This is a genomic window from Paenibacillus sonchi (genome assembly GCF_016772475.1).
GTDB lineage: Bacteria > Bacillota > Bacilli > Paenibacillales > Paenibacillaceae > Paenibacillus_AQ > Paenibacillus_AQ sonchi.
Genome location: NZ_CP068595.1, coordinates 399,055 through 420,755 on the forward strand (window position 1 = coordinate 399,055; position 21,701 = coordinate 420,755).

Here is a 21,701-nt window from a genome sequence, read left to right on the forward strand (position 1 = left end):
TCTTTCCCATGTAAGAAAATGCAGTCCGGCTTTATGCAGCCTCTTCCTTGCGTGTCTCTTTCTTCAGCTGTTCAATCTGCTTGCGGAGAGGCACATAGAGGAGCAGGGCAACAGCAAAATGAAATAACATGGTGGGCAGCATGTGGTGCAGCAATGCCCAGTCATAAGAAACCCGGCTTAAATTAAATACGCTGTAAATGGCAAAAAGCACACTATCCTCAAGCAGACTGCCCAGCAGGACCACCGTCATCATCAGCGGCAAGGGCGCACGCGGCAGCTGGAATATCAAACCGATCAAATAAGCTGACACTCCCATTGCGAAGGAATGGGCACCGAGAATCCGGCCATAAAACACCACATCATGCAGCATCCCGAAGGTCAAGCCCAAGATCAGAGCTGTATGGCGGTGATGGTATACCGTTACAAACAGAATCACAATAAAAACAAGATTCGGAATAATCCGCATCTCCCAGGCGTCTGGAAGCAGCCAGGGCATAATCGTGCCTTCTAAGATAAATAAAAGAAATAAGAGCAGTACTAAGACGGATCTGCGCATCTTCACTATTCGGCACGCTCCTCCGTAAAGACAACGAACAGTTCCTTCCAGTCCTGAAAACCCGCCGCCGGTTTGATGATTGCCGTTGAAGTCAACCCGTATTCCCCTACCTTAACACTTTCAACCGTTCCGATGGTCATCCCGCGCGGGTAGACCCCTCCAATCCCCGAGGATATGATGGTATCCCCTTTGGCTACCGGATTTCCCACAGGGATTTTATTCATCATCAGCATCCCGGATTGCTGGTCGTAGGATTCAATCATCCCGAAGGTCTTCCCTTCCTTGTTGAAGACGGTCGCTGCAATGGGCGGCTGGGAGTTCGGATCATTTACATCCATCATGGTCATCAGCTTCACGGTGGAAGTGAAATTGCTTACCTGGCTGATTACGCCAACCAGCCCCTCAACAGAGGTCACGGACATATTCAGCTTAATTCCGTCCTTAGCTCCAAGGTCAATAACCAGCGTGTTGTTGCTTGGCTCCGTCGTCAAGCTGACAACATTTGCAATCCGGTAGTCATATTTGTACAAATTCTTCTGGGCATTCGTAAACTTAAGATCGATTTGATATTGATCGTTCTGTGCCTTGATGAAATTATACTGAGCCTTTTCGCGCGCATACTGGGCAGCCAGGATTTTGAGCTCCTTATTCTCTTCAGCCAGCTTATGCAAATTCCCGATATCTTGGAACAAGCCCGCTACATATCCAGCGGGCTTGTAGAACAGGTTCTGCACGAAACCGGTCGTATCTCTCAGGAAATTCTCCGGCCAGGACAAGGATTTTCTGGTCCCCAGGCTGAAACCCATGACAACAATAAACATGACCAAGGCAATCAATAATATGAACAAACGTTTATTATTAAACAGCTTAAACAGTTTCAACACCCTCTAACAAACGTATTTCTCCCATATTAGGGGTTGACGTTCACAGACAAGCCAGGTTCTAACGCTTGGAGCGAAGACTGGAGCCGGTGCGGCTTTTGAAGAGATGAATATTCTCCAGCGCTTTGCCTGTTCCAATGACAACACAATCCAGCGGATTCTCAGCAACGATCACAGGCATCCCGGTCTCGCGGGCCAGCAGCTTATCCAAATTGCGCAGCAGGGCGCCGCCGCCGGTAAGAACAATGCCCCGGTCCATAATGTCGGCTGCCAGCTCCGGAGGGCATTTCTCCAGCGTAACCTTCACAGCTTCCACTATGGCATTAACAGTATCCGATAACGCTTCACAAATCTCATCTGAGGTAATGGTCAGGGTCTTTGGCAGTCCGGTTACAAGATCACGCCCGCGGATCTCCATGGTTTCCGTCTTCTCCAGCGGCAGAGCGGAACCCACATCCATTTTGAGCTGCTCCGAGGTGCGTTCTCCGATCATGAGATTATACTGCCGTTTGATGTACTGAATGATGGAATCATCCGCCTCGTCTCCGGCAACCCGCACCGAACGGCTGGTTACGATACCGCCCAGGGAAATAACAGCTACTTCGGTCGTACCGCCGCCGATATCGACGACCATACTGCCGGTCGGTTCCCATACCGGCAGGTCTGCACCAATGGCAGCCGCAAAAGGCTCCTCGATAATATAAGCCTCACGTGCACCTGCCTGCTTGGTAGCATCCTCAACAGCACGCTGTTCCACGGCGGTGATGCCGGATGGCACACACACCATTACATTCGGATGGCGCTGGAACATCGAGCGCTGCTTCTGTGCCTGACGGATGAAATATTTAATCATAGTCGCCGTTGTATCGAAATCGGCAATAACTCCGTCCTTCATTGGACGAATGGCACGGATATTTCCCGGCGTGCGGCCGATCATTTTTTGGCAGATTCGCCTACCGCCTCAATTGTCTTGGTATCTGTATTAATGGCCACAACGGAAGGTTCTCTGACAACGATCCCCTTGCCGCGTACATAGACGAGCGTATTCGCTGTCCCCAGGTCAATTCCTAAATCTTTCGTAAAACCACCTAACATGCTTGTATTCTCCTTTTCCCTTGTATATCTAGCCCATTGTATTACATGAATCCTTTTTCCTTCAAACTTATAAATCTGCTGTCTCCAATAATCAGGTGATCCAGCACATCGATTCCGACAATCTCCCCGGCCTGAAGCAGTCTTGAAGTTAAAGAAATGTCTTCCGGACTGGGCGTAGGATCACCGCTCGGATGATTATGTGCGCATATGATTGCTGCGCTGCTGCATTTCATAGCTGCCCTGAACACCTCGCGGGGATGCACGATGGAGGCGTTGAGGCTGCCCATGGATAATGTCTCCTGCGCAATAACATGATTCTTCGTATTCAGAAAAAGGCAGACAAAATGCTCTTTCTGCAAGTAACGCAGCTGCTCGGTCAATATCTCCGCCGCGTCCTGGGGACTGCGGATGATGACCGGCTCGGTCAGCCGGGAGTTTGCCATTCGTCTTCCCAGCTCTATGCCAGCTTTGAGTTGCACGGCCTTGGCAGGGCCGATGCCTTTGATATTCGTCAGTTCTTCAATGCTTAGGTCCGCCAGCCCGCGAAGACTGCCTGCCACCCCCAGCATCCGCTGGGCAATATGAATAGCCGATTCCGCCCGCGTACCTGTACGCAGCAGAATGGCCAGCAGCTCCGCTTGGCTTAATGATTCCGCCCCATAATGCATCATGCGCTCTCGTGGTCGTTCTTCATGGGGGAGGTCCCGCAGCATAAATGTTTGCGACTCCATCCCTATCCCTCTTTCCTAATAGCTCCGCTGCCGGCCCAGCACCGAGATGCCAAAACCCGACAGCATCTCCCCAAGCAGCGACAACGGCAATCCGACCACGTTGAAATAACAGCCCTCAATCCGTTCCACCAGGGTGGCGCCCAGCCCTTGGATCGCATAGGAGCCAGCCTTGTCGGCAGGTTCTCCGGTCGCTATGTAAGCGGAGATTTCATCCATGCTCATCGCTCTCATGGTTACAGAGGTTACCCGGTGCTCTACCACGGTCTTCCCTTCTGGCAGCCCTATGCAAGCTACTCCGGTGTATACCTGATGTGTCCGGCCCTGCAACAGCTGCAGCATGTCTCTACTGTCCTGCTTGTCCGCCGGCTTGCCGAGCACTTGGTTCCCCAGCACCACGATCGTATCGCTGCCGACGATAACGGCAGCACGTTCTCCGGCAGAAGGCAGTACAGCCTCCGCTTTGCGGAGCGCAAGGCTGCGCACAATTTCTGCGGGTGCTAAGCCAGAAGGCGTGCTCTCATCAGCATCGCTTGAGATGACTTCGAAGGGCAAGCCCAGCAGAGTTAACAGCTCCCGGCGGCGCGGTGAACCCGATGCAAGAATAATCATTCGCGAGTTGTCATGCTCCACTGAATAAACGTCCCTTCTCAGTAAACATCGAAGCTACAGCCTCCGGTAGAGCCAAAGGGCCGTTATAATACCGGCAAGACTGAGCAAGCACAGTTTCAAATGAATAGTGATGTCATAGGTTATGATGTCCAAATCGGCTTGCGGCGACCATTTGAGTACAGTCGAGGCTGTAAGAAAAGACAGACCTTTTACAGGTTCCAGCAGTTTGGCGATCCACGCCCCGGCCAGCCAGCCCAGAATAAGAAATAACAGCAGTATTCCCACATTTTTCTTCTTCATCTAAGTCTTCCCTCGCCATTTTTTGACACCCTAATTATTATACGGTGAAACGGAGTTCAACACAAACGCAAAATCAGGTACGGAAATGATTACCACTCTCCGGCAAGTACAGACCGGGGTAAAGCCAGCCTGCTGCAATTGCAGAGCCCTTACACCACCTGGGCTTGGAGGCATCAGAAGCAGATCATCCATGAATATTTTACCTCTTAAAAAACAACAGCAATCCCTATCCGGCAAACAGCCAAAACGGGGGATTGCTGTGTCTAGTATTTATGAATGGACCCGTTCAGGACAAGGCTGAGATCAGGCTTTTCTGGGTGGTGAGAAAACTCATCATCGCTTCCTGCACCTCCCACAGCAAGGCCTGGGCATGGTTCTTATTATACTCATTCAGCGCGGATATGCCCCGGCTCATGGATTTCTCCAGCCCGGCGCAGAGCTTCTGCGCTGCTGCAGGCAGGCCAGGCTCCAGTGCCCGGACAGCTTCGGTCCACTGCATATGGAGATCGCTGACCGCAGTGCTGTCCGCGGCCCCTCCTTGCCCGCTCAACTGCGAAGCGGACAGCCTGCTGAGCTCGCCGAGCAGCTTCCCGCTGGCGGTGAAGTAGCTGTCTATAGTCTCAGCCGATCCTGCAAAGGCGGCCTGCTCCGCAGCAGGGAGCGAGACCTCCCTGACGTACAGCCCGATCCCCTGATTCTTGAGGCCGCTGCTGAGCAGCTTGGCCTGTTCGCGGTCAGGCGACATCCCGGCGTACACCCGGTTGCCGTCCGCCGGATCAAGCCCGGCGGCCAGTCCGGCGGCAAGCAGTTCCTGCCGGGCCTGCTCCGCCCCCTCAGGAGTGCTGAATACACCGTACTGCAGCAGGTAATAGGTCTGTGCTGCAACCTTCACCGGAATACGGTTCACCCCTGCATCCCCGCCAGCGTCCGGCGGCAGGGCTGAGTTAGTGTCCGTTCCGCTCTGTACGGCTGGCGAGGCCATATTTGGAGTGTTATTGCCTCCCGCAGGGCTTCCGCCGCCAATCAATGACAGCGCCGCATAGCCAAGCAGGATGCCGGTGCCGAGCGCTCCGGCGATGGAAAGTGCGAGCTTCCACCAATAGGAAGGACGCCGGGCATGGTAGGAGCCGCCATAACTGCCTCCTCGAAGCGGCGTATCTTCATAGTGCCCGTATTCATTGGACCACTCTGGACCATAGCTGCGTTCTTCCGGCCTAACTTCATCGTCCTCTGCAGGAGCAAGAGGATAACGCGGGCGCTGGTCCCATAAATCAGGCGGATGATCCGTGGGAAAGAAAAATGATCTTGTATCCTCCCGTGTATTGATCCGGTCCCCCTGATCCTCCCGGTATAGCAGGACGGGATCATACTCCTCCGGTTCTTTAGGAACCTCTTTGCGCGGGCTCTCCATGCCGGTGTCAGCCGGGTAGCGCTGCTGAAGCAGCTCCGCTTCCCGCCGCTGCTCTGCTTCCGCGTATTCCCTGGCAGTGCCCAGCCCGGACCCTGATCTGCGGTTGAGCGGCCCAGTTCTTGTATTCCCGGTATCCGTGTCAAACTTGAACGTCATTCTTCCGTTACTCAACGCTCTCACACCTCACTGTCGTCTATTCTATAAGCAATATATGATAGACGAGAGAAAGATATGCTATTTTAATATAATTACACGAGACTAAGCACTTTGGCCTTCACGTTCTTCACCTCATAATGGTTAAGCAGCGTACGGTAAGCACGGTCAGATATGAGGGAGGCGAGCTCCGGGGTCTGCAGCAGCATGACCGTCTGCTCAGCAATCTCCTTGGCCGTTCCAGCCAGCAGTATATCCCTGCCGTTCTCGCAGATCAATGCCTCAGTGCCGCGCGGGCTGGTTACGACCGGAGTCCGGAGCGCCCAGGCTTCCAGAATCTTTTTCTGGCCCCCGCAGCCTTCATCCAGACAAGCAATCACTGCCTTGGCCCGGCGTATGTATTCCCCGGCAAGACTGGTATCCTCAATAATCTTCACAGAGGAATCCGTCTTGGAGAGGGCCTGGATTGAAGAATCTGCAGCGCTGCCCACCATGTAGCATTGAACCTCCGGGACCTCAGCCCGGATCAGCGGATAAACCTTCGCATGGAATAATAAGGCTGCATTCCTGCCCTGTACGTTATGTATATCCCAGTGAAGCATGATCCCGTTCTCTTTGCAGACCGGCTCATCATGCTGATATTGCTGAAGATCCACAAAAGGCGGGACGACATGCACCTTGCCGGCATCGGCAAAGGACAGCGCCTTGAATGAAAGGGCATCCCGCTCGTTAGCCGTCAGCAGCAGGCCGGTCTTATTCATCAGCCTCCGCTCATCCCGCCGGGTCCGGGCCTCATTCAGCTTGTGGTAAGGATACTTGATCCTGCGCCGGACAGTCCCCCCCTTCTCCGCCGCCCTGCTCCAGGTCCGGCGGGCATCCGTAATAATGACCGCTTCGGGAAGCAGGGAAGAGATCATGTCGATACAGTTGTTGAGAAATCTGTGGGAAATGAATACATGACTGTAGGTATGCCGGCTGCAGAGCCGCCTGATCTCAGTCCGCAGATCTTTACTGATGTCTTCAAAGGCAGCTATGGAGCGCAGCTTGTCCAGCGGCCGCAGCAGCGCACTGCGGGGAGCCGCTGCCTGCTCTAACCGGTGAACGGTAAGCGTGTAACCGGAATCCGCAGCCCGTTCCCGCCCGCCTTGGCGGAATTCAATGAGGTCGATATCAAATTTCTCCAATAGGATTTCAAGAAAACTTTCTGTCCGGTGTTCTTCTTCCTTACTGCATTCTTTCTGGGCTGAAAGGAACAGCATTCTTTCTCTCATGGCTCTGTCTCCTTGGTGTTCTATGAAAAGATCAAACGGGATATGCACACATATACGCAGAAAAAAAAGCAAGCGGATCACATCCCGCCGCTTTTTATGAAACTTTAGATGTAGATTAATAGTACCCTATTCCTACCCTAAAGACTGTCGATTTATGGAATAAAATAAATCTTTTTTGAAAGTCGTAACCATTTAGACCAAACCAAGCAGTTTCTCACGTACACTTCCTGCCTCATAATTGTCCAGCAGTGTCTTATAAGCACGGTCCGCCAGTACTATTCCGCGTTCGTGATCATGAAGAAGCTGAATCACACTGTCTGCAAAGGTTACAGGATCATCAGCGATCAGTATGTTCCGCGAATGCTCGTAGAGTAGGCCTTCCGCTCCCTTCGTACTTGAGACTACAGGTGTTTTCAGCGCCCAGGCCTCCAGGATTTTCAGCCGGGTTCCGCTTCCTTCCCGCAAGGGAGCAATGACGACCTTCGCTTTGCGCACATAATCGGCAACACTGTCCACATAACCGGTGATCACTATCGAGGGGTCCTTTTCTGCCAGCGCGGCGACCTCAGGGTGTACATCCCGGCCCACAATATACCACTTGATCTCCGGCACCTTTGCTTTTATAAGCGGATAGATCTCGCGGTTGAAGTAGGAGGCTGCGTTAATATTCGGAAAGTAGTTCATATTACCCGGTAAAATGATCCAATTCTCTTTGGAGATGCCCGTATTTGCCGGATAATCTTCGATGCGGATAAAGTTGGGGATCACATGGACTTTATGCGAATTTGGGATGGACAGCGATTTGAACGCCAGGCCGTCCTGCTCCGAGGTGGTCAGCAGCAGGTTCGTCTTGTCCATCAGCTTGAGTTCGTCCCTCTTCGTCCAACGCGCATTGAGGGAATAAAACAGCTTGGCAAGCCCCTTTTTCTTGGCTGCCAGTTGTGCAGACAAGCCGCTCTCAAAATTGTGGGCATCCGTGATGATCACGGTACCCGGCAGTACCTCACGCACAATGTCAATGCAGATTCCCAGCAGGCTGTGGGAAATAAAAACATGGCCGTAGCTGTTCTTACGGCACAGCTCCCCGATCTTGCCGCGCATATCTACATCCACATGGCTCATGTAGGAGCTGTTGCGCCTTTTATATAAGGAGCGGAGCATGGCTTTGCGGTAATTCACCGTTCGCTCGACCTCGTGTACTGCAAGCCCCGGCACCTCATGTTTGTCATCTGCAGGTCTTGAATTGCGGTAAGTAAGCAGATCCACATCATATTTGTCCAGCAAAATATTCAGGATATTGCCGGTTCTCAGCTTGCCTCCGCTATCCTGTGGAAAAGGATTCTCCGCAGATATGAATAGCAATTTCTCCCTCATTGTCTTCGTCTCCTAATCTCAAATGGTCTATGTCTATGCTGCGTCATAAAGTGCATAGCATATATTACCCCAAACTTCATTGCGGTTTGGTCGTTTCATGTATTTTCCAAAAATAATTTTCAAAAAAATGTATTTCCAGAGCGTGTTTCTAAACGAAATGAACGCTTATCACATAAAAAGAAGAAATGGCACAGTACTCTTTAATGCAAAGAGTGCTGTGCCATTTCGATGTGAATTCTGTTAGATTGCATGCTCTGGCTCAGTGCTTCTTCAGTCCCTCGGCCAGTGCATACCCAACCTTCCAAATGTCTCCCGCGCCCATTGTAATCACAAGGTCACCTGGAGCAATCCGGTCCTGCAAATCGGCTAATACGGCGTCTTTGGTCGGCAGATGCCTTGCGTTGGCATTGCTGTTCTGCACGATTAACTCCACCAGCTTGGCAGAGCTGACACCCTCGATCTGCTTCTCTCCGGCCGGGGAATAGATGTCCGTCAGAATCACCTCATCGGCTTCACTGAAGGCACGGCTAAAAGCATCCAGCAGGAAAAAGGTCCGCGTATAGCGCTGCGGCTGGAACACGGCAATAATCCGTTTGCCCGTGGCCTTGGCTGCGCTGATCGTAGCCTGAATTTCTGTAGGATGATGCGCATAATCATCAATGACCAGAATATCATTGGCCTCCCCAAGCACTTGAAACCGCCGTTTTGCCCCGTGGAACTTGAGGATGGACTCCGCAATTCCCTGGAAGGGAATTCCGGCCTTCAGACAGGCAATGACTGCCGCCATCGAGTTGTAGAGATTGTATTTGCCGGGGATGGACAGCTCGATGCGCCCCAGTACTGCACTGCCGAAGTTCATGGTGTAGGCTACCTGCCGGTCGCCAAGCACGATATCGGTCACCGTGTAATCCGCAGACGGCGAATGAATGCCGTAGGTGATTACGTTGCCTTTGACTTCAGGCAGAAGTGAGGCAGCCGTCTCATCATCCGCACATACAATTGCGGTGCCGTCCTCACGCATCTGGTTCATGAATTGTACGTAGGCGGCCTTCAGGCGTCCGAAATCGCCTCCGTAATTCTCCAGGTGATCGGCTTCAATATTCGTCACAATCCCCAGCCAAGGATGGTATTGCAGGAAGGAGCCGTCACTCTCATCCGCTTCGGCTACAACGTACTCCCCTTGTCCCGCCTTGGCATTCGTGCCGACATTCATAATTTCCCCGCCGATGATATAAGTGGGGTCCACTCCACACTCTTCCATAATCAGCGCGATCATGGAAGAGGTAGTGGTTTTGCCGTGGGCACCCGCAATCGCTACACCTTTGCGCTCATTCAGCAGCCGGGCAAGCATCTGAGACCGGTGCAAGACCGGAATGTTAAGCCGCTCTGCTTCTACCCATTCTACATTATCACTTGCCAGAGCCGTTGAGTATACGACAAGGTCTGCGCCTTTGACCTGCTCAGCCGTATGTCCGATATACACCTTGGCTCCTTTGGCTATTAATTTCTCGGTTAATTCCTGAGCCGCCACGTCGGAGCCCGTTACCGTATATCCCATTTCCAGCATTACCCGGGCAATCGCGCTCATGCCATAGCCGCCGATCCCTATAAAATGCACACGTTCAGTAGTATCCAACAGTTCGTCACCAGCCTTTTTCAGAATTGGGTTGCCGCAAAAGCGTACTGCGCACATCAGAAATCAAATACAGCGTTCCGGAGACGACCGCAAGGTCCTGCTCCGCTGTGATCGACTGCAGAAGCTGCAGCGCTTGGCCCCAATCATGTTCTACTTTGATTACCAAATTCTCTTTGGCATATTTCTCACGCAGACGTTCTGCGATTGCCTGCAGATCTTCCGCGTCCATTTTCTTCCGGAAATCCGGTTCGGTCAGGATGAGCGTATCCACTATAGGCAGTATATGCTTGAAGTATGACTCGTGATGCTTATTTGCCAGCATCCCCATGAGCAAATTTAATTTATCGTACTTGTAAAACTGAGGCAGGCTTTTGGCCAAGCTCTCTGCACCTTCAGGATTATGCGCCCCATCCAGCACAATCCGCGGAGAAGTGCTCACTTCCTCCAGACGTCCCGCCCAAAAGGTGCTGCGGAAGCCTTCCAGCACATCCTCGTCCTCCAGTATAAAAGCCATATACTGACGCAGGACCTCCAGCGCCATCATCGCCGCAGCGCTATTACTGAGCTGATGCTCGCCTTTCATGGCAATGCCAAGCTCAAGGGAACGGAAAGGGCCCTTGAAGGTGAAGGTCTGAAGACCGCCGCTGACCACGGCGCTGCCGTAGCTGAAATCTTCTCCGGCAAGATAGAGTTTGGATTTGCTGGCAGCCGCTTTGGCTTTAAGCACCGCTATGGCCTCCGGCTGGCTTACACAGGTGACCGCCGGGACACCGGGCTTGATGATCCCGGCTTTTTCCCCGGCAATCGCCTCCAGCGTATCGCCCAGAACATCAGTATGATCGTGGCCGACATTTGTAATGATAGACACAATCGGGGTTACGATATTTGTTACATCCAGCCTTCCCCCAAGACCAGTCTCCCATACGACAACATCGGGGTAGCAGACTTCCGCATAATAGAGTATGGCGAGAGCCGTAGCAACCTCGAACATTGTAGGTGAGCCAAGCTCAGTTTGTGCCATTTCTTCAACCAGCGGATGCAGCCTGTTCGCAAGTTCAGTAAGGACATTCTCAGGAATGTCCACTCCATTGTACTGAAAACGGTTCGTGAATTTGGTGATATAGGGAGACGTAAAAGTCCCCACGCTGTACCCGCTTCTGATCAGCACACTGGTCAGAAAAGCGCAGGTCGAGCCTTTGCCGTTCGTACCCGCCACATGGATGAACTTGAGCCTGCGATGGGGCTGGCCCAGCTTCTCCATCAGCCGTTCAATCCGTTCGAGACCCGGGCGAATGCCGAAAGGAATGAGGCCGTTAATCCAATCCACTGCTTCTGTATAAGAAGTTAAGGGAGCGGTTCCGCCGCTCCCGATCCACTCGTCCATAGTCCCTTATCCTCTCAGCTCTGCGATGCGGGCCAGCACTTTTTCACGCTTGGCGGAATAATCCGCCTGCTTCGCCCGTTCCTCTTCGATGACTTTAGCCGGCGCTTTGGCAACAAAACCCTGATTGCCAAGCTTTTTCTCAACGCGCTCTACTTCGCTATTCAGTGTTTGCACTTCTTTTTCCAGACGGATAATTTCCTGTTCGATATCAATCAGCCCTGCCAGCGGCAGCAGCAGCTCTGCTCCGGTAATCACAGCGGACATCACCTTATCCGGCGTGTCCGGCTCAAGTCCGGCTTCGAAGGAAGAGGTGTTGCAGAAGCGCCCGATGTAATTATCGTTCTTGGCAATAATGTTCAGGGTCTCTTCACTGGCGGCTTTGATGATCAGCTCCACCTTTTTGCTCATTGGAACGTTGACTTCAGCGCGGACATTGCGGACCGCACGGATCACATCCATCAGCAGATTCATTTCCGCCACAGCCTGGGGCTGCTCCAGCGCAGCTTCATACTTCGGCCACTCGGCCAGCGTAATCGAATCCCCTCATGCGGCAGATGCTGCCAGATTTCCTCTGTAATGAACGGCATGAACGGGTGAATCAGGCGCAGCGTACGGTCAAGCACATAGGCCAGCACGGATTGCGTCTTGGCTTTGGCAGCAGCGTCTTCGCCATACAACGTAAGCTTGGAGAACTCAATGTACCAGTCGCACAGATCATCCCAAATGAAATTGTACAGGAGGCGGCCCGTCTCGCCATACTCGTACGCGTCAATTAGACGCGTAATATCGCGAGAAGTTTCGTTCAGGCGGTGTAAAATCCAGCGGTCTGCTGTCGAAAGCTCGCCTGAAATGTCAATATCTGCAAAGCTTACGCCCTCCAGATTCATCAGGGCAAAGCGTGAGGCATTCCATATTTTGTTGGCAAAATTACGCGCCTGCTCCACCTTCTCGATGCGGAAACGCAGGTCCTGGCCGGCTGTGATGCCTGTGGAAATCATATAGCGCATGGCATCCGCGCCATACTGCTCGATAACATCCAGCGGATCAATCCCGTTGCCGAGCGATTTGGACATTTTGCGTCCTTCGGCATCGCGGACCAGACCATGGATCAGCACATCGGAGAACGGCTTCTTCCCAGTAAATTCGAGTGCGCTGAAGATCATCCGTGCCACCCAGAAGTAGATAATATCGTACCCGGTAACCAGAACATTGTTCGGGTAATACCGCTGATAGTCGCTGCTGTTCTCATCCGGCCAGCCCAATGTCGCAAACGGCCACAGGTTGGAGCTGAACCAGGTGTCCAGCACATCCTCATCCTGTCTCAGATCGTCAAGACCGCTGATTCTGCGGGCTTCCTCTTCACTGTCGGCAACAAATACTTCCCCTGTGGATTCGGAGTACCAGGCCGGAATGCGGTGGCCCCACCACAGCTGGCGGGAGATGCACCAGTCGCGGATGTTCTCAATCCAGTTCATATAGGTCTTCTCAAAGCGTTCCGGAACGAAGTTGACGCCGCTGCCGTCTTTTTGGGCGGCAATCGCCTTCTCGGCCAGAGGCTGCATCTTTACGAACCACTGTGTGGACAGATAAGGCTCGACTACAGCGCCGGAACGCTCGCTGTGTCCCACCTGGTGCACATGGTCTTCAATTGAAACCAGAACCCCCTGCTCCTGAAGATCGGCGATAATATTCTTGCGGCATTCACTGCGGTCCTGGCCCTGATACGGACCGGCTTCCCCGTTCATGGTTCCGCTCTCGTCCATAACATTAATTTGCGGAAGGTTGTGGCGCAGACCCACTTCAAAGTCGTTCGGATCATGGGCCGGGGTGATCTTAACCGCACCGCTGCCGAAATCCTTCTCGACATATTCATCGGCAATCACCGGAATCTCGCGGCCGATGATCGGCAGAATCAAGGTTTTGCCAATCAGATTCCGATAGCGTTCATCCTCAGGATGCACCGCAACCGCCGTATCCCCCAGCATCGTTTCGGGACGCGTCGTGGCAACCGTAAGGAAGCCGCTGCCGTCCTTCAGCGGATAGCGCAGATGATACAGATGGCCGTTAACCTCTTTGTATTCCACCTCAATATCCGACAAAGCTGTGCGCGCAGCCGGGTCCCAGTTGATGATCCGCTTGCCGCGGTAGATCAGGCCCTTCTGGTACAGTTCCACAAATACCTTGCGCACCGCCGCCGCCATCCCCTCATCAAAGGTGAACCGCTCGCGTGAATAGTCAAGGGACAGGCCCATCTTGGCCCACTGCTCATGAATAGTCTCGGCATACTGGTCCTTCCAGGCCCACACCTGCTCCAGGAATTTCTCGCGTCCCAGATCATGCCGGGAAATCCCCTGCTGGCGCAGCTTCTGCTCCACCTTCGTCTGGGTGGCAATGCCCGCATGATCGGTTCCGGGCAGCCAAAGGGTATCGAAACCCTGCATCCGCTTCGTGCGGATCAGAATATCCTGCAGCGTGAAATCGAGCGCATGCCCAATGTGCAGCATCCCCGTTACATTCGGCGGGGGGATGACAATGCTATAAGGTTCTGCTTCCGGACGTTTGCCGGCTTCAAAGAAGCCATGCTCCATCCAGTAAGCGTACCATTTCTGTTCTGCCGCCTTCGGATCATATGTGGTCGGCATGTCGTTCTGTTTGCTGCCCGGCGTATCAGCCTGTACCGCATCCTGCATATCAGGCAGTTCAGCCGTTTTGTTCTTGTGATCAGCCATTGTTGAACCCTCCAATTGAATAGCATGTTATAAACACAAAAAGACCCTTCGTCTCAAAGGACGAAAGGTCATTCTTTCGCGGTACCACCTTTGTTTCGCGCTATACAAAATAAACGTCCGCCCCAGTCCCATACGGTTCCAAAAGCTTAGCGCGACACTCATGCAGATAACGGCTGCGTCCGGCCACATCCTACCCTGGTTTTCAGATGATGAATACAGGCTTAGAGGGGCGACTCCGGGGCGACTTCGGGGGCTGCATCCTGCGGAAGTTCACAGCAATTACAAATTCCGCTCTCTGAAGGGCTCACCGCCTACTCTTCCCGTTCCCAGTCTTTTGCTTTTACTTATTCCCATAATACATTTAGTACTATTCCTAGTCAACAAAAAGGCTTTCCCTATTTCAATTCAATCCTTACAGAGCCGAATTCACTTATTCGTCTGCACCGATATTCACCTTAGCTCCCTGTACGCGGGCTTGTCCGTCAATATCGAGTGTGCCGATAACCGCGGTATCCGCGGAACCGGCATCAATCGCCGGAGATGCAGTCTGCAAGTGGAAATTACTGAGGCTCACGTTCACGAACTTCGGATCGGCAAACAGTGAGTGCGCATCATTACCGGTTCCCGATTTATAAGCGGCGAAGCCGGTGTAGCCGGTATTTTTCCATGTCCAATTCGCACCGGAGCTGCCGCCTGGAGCGTAGTACAGATTGTATTCTACGACATTGCCCGAGTTCTTCGTGTATTCGTTGTAGATTAGCACATCAGTAGAGCCGGCTACGAAAATATTGTTCTTGATCGTATTGTTTTTGGTATCATACTGCACGTACAGCTGGCCGGCGCCAGCGCCGATGGTGTCATTCTTATAAAGCGTGTTGTTGACGATTGTGCAATTGACCGTAGACCCGCGCTGGTTATCATATCCGCCCATGGCAATACCGGTTTGCCGGTTGCCGTACACCATGTTGCTGCGGATGGTGATGTTGCTGGTCGATTTGCCGGAATGCTCAGAGGCAATCTCAATGCCGATGTCGTTGTTATAGCTGTAGTTCCGCTCAATGATACTGTCTTTGCCGCCGTCGACATAGATGCCACCGGCTGAATTGCTGTTGTTAGGAAGCTTTTTACCATAAGAAGGATTGTGATTGGAAGTAATATTGTATACCCGGTTGCCGCTGACCAGACCATTGCGCGCCTGATCGTAGGAAGGATTTGGTGCTGTGCCTTCATAGCCAATGATATCAATCCCGATATTGTCATTGTCATGGATGATATTATTCGTCACGGAGAAGGTGTCCACATTGCCGTTGAGAACCAGCGATTCACTGGAGCCGAGCACCAGATTGTACAGCTCATTGCCGCTGATTCTGACATTGTTGATCGAAGCAGGCGCCTTGGTGCCATATACGGCGATGCCGTGCGCATCCCGTCCCTGCAAATCACTGCCTGCCGGAGTGGATGTATTCTTAATATCATGAATTTTGTTATTAGCAAGCGTAATGTAACTGCCGGAGCCGTGGACATATATGCCGGCCGGCATCACATTCTTGGCGGCTGTGGTATAATTGCGGATTTCGAAGCCTTGAATGGTAATGTAATTCGCATCTGTCAGGTCTACAATCCCTTCAGCCCCGCTTACAGACAGTCCTGTTCCATCAATAACCGCAGTCTCCGAATTGTAGCTGGTGAACGTAATCGGTCCTGCCTTTGCCGAGCCTGAGCCGGTAATTTTGAGTTTCTGATGGTACACGCCTCCACGGACATAAACCGTGCTTCCGGCCACCGCAACATCCGCAGCATGCTGCAAGGTTTTGAACGGCGCACTGCTCGTTCCCGGGTTGGTATCGCTGCCGGTTGTCGCCACATAATAGTCAGGCCCCTCAGCATAAGCTGCAGGCGCCTTCATGTCCCCGATTACTGCACCCAGCACCGCCAGGCTTAACCCTACAATCAATGTTTTCCCGAACTTCAACACCAGTCATCAGCTCCCTGAAAAATAAACTTCACCCGTTTGCCCCATTATAACCGGAACTGCAGTGAAGATCGATCAGCGGCTGGCACTTCAGGTAATCCTTCTTGTACCATTCACAAGAGATTTGAACAAAATCACTCTGGCGGGTGAATAACAACACGGGGCTTACGGCCGCAGGGATTCCCACCGCTCCCAAATCAACGGGGGCATGCTGAAGACGGATCGTTGTACTATAGGCAGCATAGGCAGGCTTAGCCTCCTTTGACTCGCTTAAAAAGCTCATATTGTTATACCACATGCACAACGCTCGCCCGGAAGTCAGTTAAGACATGCATTGGGGGCCGTATGATTATGGTGTGGAGCATTCTGCGGACACGATGAGCTCTATTCACGATCTATCCGGAGCCGTTGCGGGCACGATGAGCTCCCTTCACGATCTACCGCAACCGTTGCGGGCACGCTGAGCTCCCTTCACGATCTATTCGCAGCCGTTGCGGACAGGAAAGCCGTTATTCGGGAGAATTCCTCCATTCCGCAGGACAAACGGACTGAGATGCCTTTATTTGCCCCTTTCTCCTTTATTCCAGGCTCCATCGAACGATATAACGACTCCTGAGTCCGTAACCGCTGAAAAAACAAGATTTTTGGAAAAATAAGGGCTCCTCAGTCCGCTTCAGTCCGCGGATGGAGCCCCATCCTCCTGCATCGCTTATATCCTCTGACGTTTCCAAGATCTCCGCATTTTTTGACATTGTATAATTCTTATGCAGCAAAAAACCAACAGATGTCCTGGTCTCAGGACGTCTGTTGGTTTTTGTATGATTGGTGGCTTGAGGCACACCGGACTTCTCACTCCACCAGTCAGGGAATGTACAGGACCTGGCCTTCCTCCACGTTCTGTCCGGAGAGGCGGTTGTACATGACTAATTCTCTCGCGCTTAGCTGGTATTTCTCAGCAATCGTATCCAGCGTTTCTTCACGCTGGACAATGCAGAGCCGAACCTTGCGGAACAGCTCCGTACCGCCGCGGCCTCCGATGAACCGGCTTTTCCATTCCGTATCATTGCCGGCATCCGGTACTGCCGCCGGGACCGCAGGCTCCTGCTCCTGGGCATGCTGATTCTCTTGTTCCTTATGGGCTCTGCTGGAGCTGAGCAGTGTAGAGTAAGTGAGAGGCTCCCGTTCCTCAGCCTTTTCTTCTTTTTTGCTGCCGAGCGCGATCTTCAGATCAGGCTTCTCTTCGGGCACCGGCTGGACATCAGGCGCCGTTAAAAGCTCATTCTCACTGGCTGGCAGGGTTTCCGCAGCAGCTTCAGCAGGCGGGTTTGCCGCGTTCTCCACAGCCTCCGCAACAGCTTGCGGCTCTTCCTTATGCACGGCATGGATTTCCGCTTCCGGCTCACCGGACTCCGCCTCCAGCGCTTCCGTACTGCCTAAAATCCGGGCGGTTTCCGCAGGGTTCAAGTCGTTTGCTGTGAGAAAGTGGCTGGCAGCCGGTTCCTGGGGGGCCTTATCCGCCTTCTGCGGATGTGCGGTTGGTTCAGCGGCAGCATAGCCGGTTGGAGAATCGAAACTGTGTGTCCGCGCCTTGGGTTCCTTGTCCTTATGCGGCGGCTGGGCTGCTGCAGCGGGCCCTGTGTATACCGCTTCATCCGGAAACAGCGGATTCACCGGAGAAGCCGTAGATTCCACAGAGTTGACCTCCACCTGCTCATGGGCCGTGATATCCGTTGCTCCTTCACCGTAGGTCCACAGTGAATTCTCATAGAGCGCCTCATTCTCATGCTCATGCTTGGCAGCTGGAGCTTCCTGTCTCTGCCCTGCCTCTTCAGCAGAATAAGCTACCGTGTACTCCTCCTGCTGCCAGGCCGGCTGGGTTTCACCACTGCCGATTCCGCGCAGCGAAAGCACGCCGGTGATATTGACAGTCCGCATCGTAAGCAGGTCAATATCGAAGTTCTCGATCTCCACCCCTATGTCATCAAGCGAGCTGACCCGTGTCAGCGGAACTGTGATTTCAACGGGAATCGCATGCTCCAGACGCTGGGTCCGGTCATCTTCTCCCCGGTAGAGCCCGGTAAGCAGCAGCTGACCGTACAGCTCGGCACGATCCTCCCGCTGAATTACCTGAATATCCGGGATCAGCTCAACCTCTTCCAGCTCAGCGATTCCCGGAAGTTCAGCAGGCAGATGAATGCGTTCATAAATATCAAACCGCAAGCCGTGGGACTGGTCAAACACGGGAAATGTCCTCCTTCTTGGCATAATCTAACCCTGAGACAAGCCCAGAGCATAAGCCCAAAATGTTACTCCCCTCATGTATATGCTTGAATCCCTAAGGCATGACAACTTTGGACGCAGCTTAATTGAAGGGATTGTGCGCTTACTCACCAATAACCATTTGGGCATCGGGAATGCTATAATTCTGTGGAAGTCCCTCACGCAAGGTAAGGGCCAGCGGATCTCCCGGCATCAGCTCAAGCACATCGGCAGGATGAAAGGCATCAGGCAGTCTTGAGGACACTGCACCCTTGCGCCAGCTTCTGTCTGAGATACAGCCGCGCTTCCCCTGATGCAGCGCGACCGCTTTGTGATAAGCCATCAGTGTGCCCGCTGCCATCCCATCCAGCGAACGGTTCTGCGCGGCCCAGCTTCGCGCCTGCTTCCCGGTAATCCGCAGCTCATCGTCCCCCAGCAGCTGTTCAAGCTGCGCCGCCAAAGCTGCGTTGTCCTCGGGCGGGACGACAAATCCCGTCACACCCTGCTGCACCATTTCCGGCATTCCTGCCGTTCCGGCCACAATCGGCGCGATTCCGGCAAGCCGGGCCTCCGTCACCGAAAAAGGCTGTGTATCCTGCAGGCTGGGCTGCACATAAATGTCGGCAGCGGTCAGCGCCGCCGGAATATTGTCTATTTTGCCGGTAAAAAATACCCGATCCTCAATGCCCAGCTCCCGCACCTGCTCCTGCAATGCTTCCGTAAGACTGCCAATTCCGGCAATCGCACATACCCAGTCGCGACGGCTGTGCTGCAGAATTCCCAGAGCGCCTATCAGCACATGCACTCCTTTAATATTCAAGACGTCCGGCGTACATAATCACTTTAAGCCCATCTCCGAACTTCAGCGGGGCAGGCATTGCCGCCTTGACATCGTACTGCTTCACATCCATTCCATACGGCAGTATATGAATCCCCGCTTTGCCTGCATCCTCCCGGTTCACCAGCTGCCCAATCCAGTTCGAAGAGACCAGGATCAGGTCGGAGGATCGGACACCCAGCCCCTCCAGGCGGCGGAAATACCGCCAGATGGCCCGTTTCTCATATTCTATTCAGGTAAGTTCCGGTTCAATCCCCTTATATTCGAAGTAGGATTCGTAAGCCAGCGCTCCGTGAAAGCTTGCCACCAGCGGCTTCCGCACCTTCATAATCCGCCGGATGGCATAGGCCGAGATCGGATCCTGCGCATGGATCACATCATACTTCTCCAGGCCGAGAACTGCTGCCCCACTCTCAAAGACATAACGGCCAAGCTCAAAGCTGAAAATCCCATGCTCCAGGTACAGATGCGGAAACCGGCTGGTATCGAACTGAGGCAGCAGCGAGTTGTATAGGACTTTTTTATCAAAGGAAATGCCTTGATCCAGCAGGTAGAGCGTATGATCTTCCGCACGGGAACCCTTCAGCGTCACTTCATGCCCTTGCTCATTCAGCTTGTCAGCCAACTGCTTCATATACGTCCAGATTCCGCCCATATTCGTAAGTCCCCAGTAGGTGACCAGCAGTATCTTCATCAACCTCTCACCCCGGCTCTGAAAAATAAATGGAACAAAGTATTATATGAACAGAAGCCGCAGCCAGACATGGGTAAATGATAAACTTTCCAAAATATCTTTTGATCACGGTCCGAAATTTTCAGGTATAATCGGGATAACTCCTGAAAGGAAGTCAACTGTGATGTCCAAAGCAAGGCTATTTGACCTATTTCTGTTTGTTGCCTCCCTGGCTGTAGCCTTAGGCACGAGGCACGCTGTGGTGCTGGACTCTACTTATCTCAAAGCTCTGATTTTCTACTGGGCTTTCTCCAGTTTTTATTTTCAATTGCGTATTGTCACCCGAAGCGGCAACTCCACGATAGATTATGCGATCAGCTATACTTCATCTTTTGGTATATTTGCAGGACCTCTGGGCACTTTTTGGTTCGAGGTGCTCTACCGGTTTACTGTGTTTTTCTATAAAAAGAAAACAAAAACATCGGACCCCGGAGAGTTATTGGATACTTTTTACAATATTGGTTCCTTTACGTTAGGCGGTTCTGCCGGGTATTACCTGTACACCTCGCTCTATCCTTATGCCGCACAGCTTCCGCTGGGCTACTGGCTGCTGTTTCTCCTTGTAGTCTGTGTGACGACGCTCCTGTCATCGGGTTTTCTGACGATTACCTGTGCCCTGTCCGGTGATATTACCACCCGCAAAGAGGCCATGAACATGCTCCTGCGCAGCAGAAATCTGCTGGATTTCAGTAAGGTGGCCCTGTCCAATGCCCTGCTCCTGCGCCTGCTGCAGATGGGAAAATGGGAAATGCTGATCGCGCTCTTCCTGCTGAATTACATCGTCAGCATCTCCTTTTATTCTAAATCGCAAAGCGCCCAGGATAAATTTGAACGGGACAAGTTCGAGCAGATGGCCTACCGTGATTTTTTGACCGGAACCTTCAACCGCGCCCACATGGACAAAATGATGCAGGAGCTGAATCACAGCGGGGAGCACATCGGCATCGTCGTAGCGGACATCGACCGCTTCAAAAAAATCAACGATACCTATAACCACGCCGTCGGCGACCGGGTAATCACCCATTTTGCCCATACGCTGCAGGCACATATGCAGGATGAGGATATTTTGTTCCGCAGCGGCGGCGAGGAATTCACCATGTTCCTGAGGCACAAATCCTTTTTAGACTGCCGTGTACAGATCCAGGGAATCCTGGACACCATTGCCGGGCACAGTGTCACCGCCGAGTATGAGGATCAAACGATTGATGTTGAATATACGGCTTCTTTTGGACTCTATTATTACCAAGCGGCCCCCGGACAGAAGACCTCTATGGAAAAAGCATATGTCTACGCCGACCAGCTGCTGCTGGAATCCAAAAAACTCGGCCGCAACCGGCTTACGTCCACAAATGAGCTGGAAGCATAGCGGACAGAGACATACCTCCGGCCAAAATCCCCCCACGAAGCGGGGTTTCTACTGGAAGCTCAAGCTGATTCAGGTACTGGCGGGGACTCCAATATATACTTTCTGATAGGTTAAGCAGAAACGAGAAATATAAGGATGATTTGTGGCGTGAAACATATATTTAGAACAAAATCACCCTGGCGGGTGAATAGCAACACGGGGCCTATGGCCGCAGGGATTCCCAACCGGTCCAAAATCATTGGGGGCATGCTGAAGACGGATCGCCCCATTCCTTCGCGATCTATCCGCAGCCGTTACGGACCGGAAAGCCGTTATGGATAGAAGATTCATCTATTCCGCAGGACAGCGGACTCAGTTGCCTTTATTTGTCCCTTTCCCCTTTATTCCAGGCTCCATCGAACGA

The 21,701-nt window shown here is 52.7% G+C and carries 18 protein-coding genes and 2 pseudogenes; 2 read left to right on the plus strand and 18 right to left on the minus strand.

Features of this window, described 5'->3' with window-relative positions; genetic code table 11:
* Window positions 1-31 precede the first annotated feature (31 nt).
* The 18 genes and pseudogenes from mreD to JI735_RS01935 all read right to left on the minus strand — a co-directional run bounded on the left by mreD (window position 32) and on the right by JI735_RS01935 (window position 19,893).
* Window positions 32-562 carry a rod shape-determining protein MreD gene (mreD, locus tag JI735_RS01850; RefSeq protein ID WP_039834183.1) on the minus strand — a complete coding sequence of 177 codons (531 nt, stop codon included), beginning with the start codon at window positions 560-562 and terminating at the stop codon, window positions 32-34.
* Complete coding sequence (mreC, locus tag JI735_RS01855) at window positions 562-1,440, minus strand: rod shape-determining protein MreC (RefSeq protein ID WP_039834182.1); 879 nt, start codon at window positions 1,438-1,440, stop codon at window positions 562-564. Before mreC ends, mreD begins: the two co-directional genes overlap by 1 nt.
* Before the next feature lie 58 nt (window positions 1,441-1,498).
* A pseudogene (locus JI735_RS01860) lies at window positions 1,499-2,532 on the minus strand (rod shape-determining protein).
* A gap of 41 nt (window positions 2,533-2,573) precedes the next feature.
* On the minus strand, window positions 2,574-3,263 hold the full coding sequence (gene radC, locus JI735_RS01865; RefSeq protein WP_020429304.1) for a RadC family protein: 690 nt from the start codon (window positions 3,261-3,263) through the stop codon (window positions 2,574-2,576).
* 15 nt (window positions 3,264-3,278) lie between these two features.
* Window positions 3,279-3,872 (minus strand): Maf family protein, encoded by a 594-nt coding sequence (locus tag JI735_RS01870; RefSeq protein ID WP_051051642.1) that lies wholly within the window; start codon window positions 3,870-3,872, stop codon window positions 3,279-3,281.
* Window positions 3,873-3,926: 54 nt separating this feature from the next.
* Window positions 3,927-4,172, minus strand: coding sequence for a DUF4321 domain-containing protein (locus JI735_RS01875; RefSeq protein ID WP_020429308.1), 246 nt, complete (start codon window positions 4,170-4,172; stop codon window positions 3,927-3,929).
* Between the two features lie 286 nt (window positions 4,173-4,458).
* A complete protein-coding gene (locus JI735_RS01880) occupies window positions 4,459-5,754 on the minus strand; it encodes an SPOR domain-containing protein (protein WP_051051641.1) in 1,296 nt (431 codons plus the stop codon).
* A gap of 77 nt (window positions 5,755-5,831) precedes the next feature.
* Window positions 5,832-7,007 (minus strand): glycosyltransferase, encoded by a 1,176-nt coding sequence (locus tag JI735_RS01885; protein ID WP_039834177.1) that lies wholly within the window; start codon window positions 7,005-7,007, stop codon window positions 5,832-5,834.
* Window positions 7,008-7,199: 192 nt separating this feature from the next.
* Window positions 7,200-8,381, minus strand: coding sequence for a glycosyltransferase family 4 protein (locus JI735_RS01890; RefSeq protein WP_039834176.1), 1,182 nt, complete (start codon window positions 8,379-8,381; stop codon window positions 7,200-7,202).
* Between the two features lie 259 nt (window positions 8,382-8,640).
* Window positions 8,641-10,017, minus strand: coding sequence for a UDP-N-acetylmuramate--L-alanine ligase (gene murC / locus JI735_RS01895; RefSeq protein ID WP_202676975.1), 1,377 nt, complete (start codon window positions 10,015-10,017; stop codon window positions 8,641-8,643).
* 7 nt (window positions 10,018-10,024) lie between these two features.
* On the minus strand, window positions 10,025-11,401 hold the full coding sequence (locus tag JI735_RS01900; protein ID WP_039834171.1) for a bifunctional folylpolyglutamate synthase/dihydrofolate synthase: 1,377 nt from the start codon (window positions 11,399-11,401) through the stop codon (window positions 10,025-10,027).
* Window positions 11,402-11,407: 6 nt separating this feature from the next.
* Window positions 11,408-14,091, minus strand: a pseudogene (locus tag JI735_RS01905) (valine--tRNA ligase).
* 469 nt (window positions 14,092-14,560) lie between these two features.
* Window positions 14,561-16,105, minus strand: coding sequence for a right-handed parallel beta-helix repeat-containing protein (locus tag JI735_RS01910; RefSeq protein ID WP_202676976.1), 1,545 nt, complete (start codon window positions 16,103-16,105; stop codon window positions 14,561-14,563).
* A gap of 28 nt (window positions 16,106-16,133) precedes the next feature.
* On the minus strand, window positions 16,134-16,385 hold the full coding sequence (locus JI735_RS01915; RefSeq protein ID WP_233476207.1) for a hypothetical protein: 252 nt from the start codon (window positions 16,383-16,385) through the stop codon (window positions 16,134-16,136).
* A 578-nt stretch (window positions 16,386-16,963) separates the two neighbouring features.
* Entirely contained in the window at window positions 16,964-18,343 is a 1,380-nt protein-coding gene (locus JI735_RS01920) for a LysM peptidoglycan-binding domain-containing protein (protein WP_039834170.1), read from the minus strand.
* Window positions 18,344-18,485: 142 nt separating this feature from the next.
* A complete protein-coding gene (locus tag JI735_RS01925) occupies window positions 18,486-19,181 on the minus strand; it encodes a glycosyltransferase family 4 protein (protein ID WP_051051639.1) in 696 nt (231 codons plus the stop codon).
* Window positions 19,171-19,323 carry a hypothetical protein gene (locus JI735_RS01930; RefSeq protein ID WP_157771305.1) on the minus strand — a complete coding sequence of 51 codons (153 nt, stop codon included), beginning with the start codon at window positions 19,321-19,323 and terminating at the stop codon, window positions 19,171-19,173. The genes JI735_RS01925 and JI735_RS01930 overlap by 11 nt, the downstream gene beginning before the upstream one ends.
* 108 nt (window positions 19,324-19,431) lie before the next feature.
* Window positions 19,432-19,893, minus strand: coding sequence for a glycosyltransferase (locus JI735_RS01935; protein ID WP_051051638.1), 462 nt, complete (start codon window positions 19,891-19,893; stop codon window positions 19,432-19,434).
* 163 nt (window positions 19,894-20,056) lie between these two features.
* On the opposite strand from JI735_RS01935, the gene JI735_RS01940 reads away from it, so the two are divergent.
* Both JI735_RS01940 and JI735_RS01945 read left to right on the plus strand, forming a co-directional pair.
* Entirely contained in the window at window positions 20,057-21,298 is a 1,242-nt protein-coding gene (locus tag JI735_RS01940) for a GGDEF domain-containing protein (protein WP_039834169.1), read from the plus strand.
* A 183-nt stretch (window positions 21,299-21,481) separates the two neighbouring features.
* A complete protein-coding gene (locus JI735_RS01945) occupies window positions 21,482-21,619 on the plus strand; it encodes a hypothetical protein (protein ID WP_202676978.1) in 138 nt (45 codons plus the stop codon).
* Window positions 21,620-21,701: the final 82 nt, after the last annotated feature.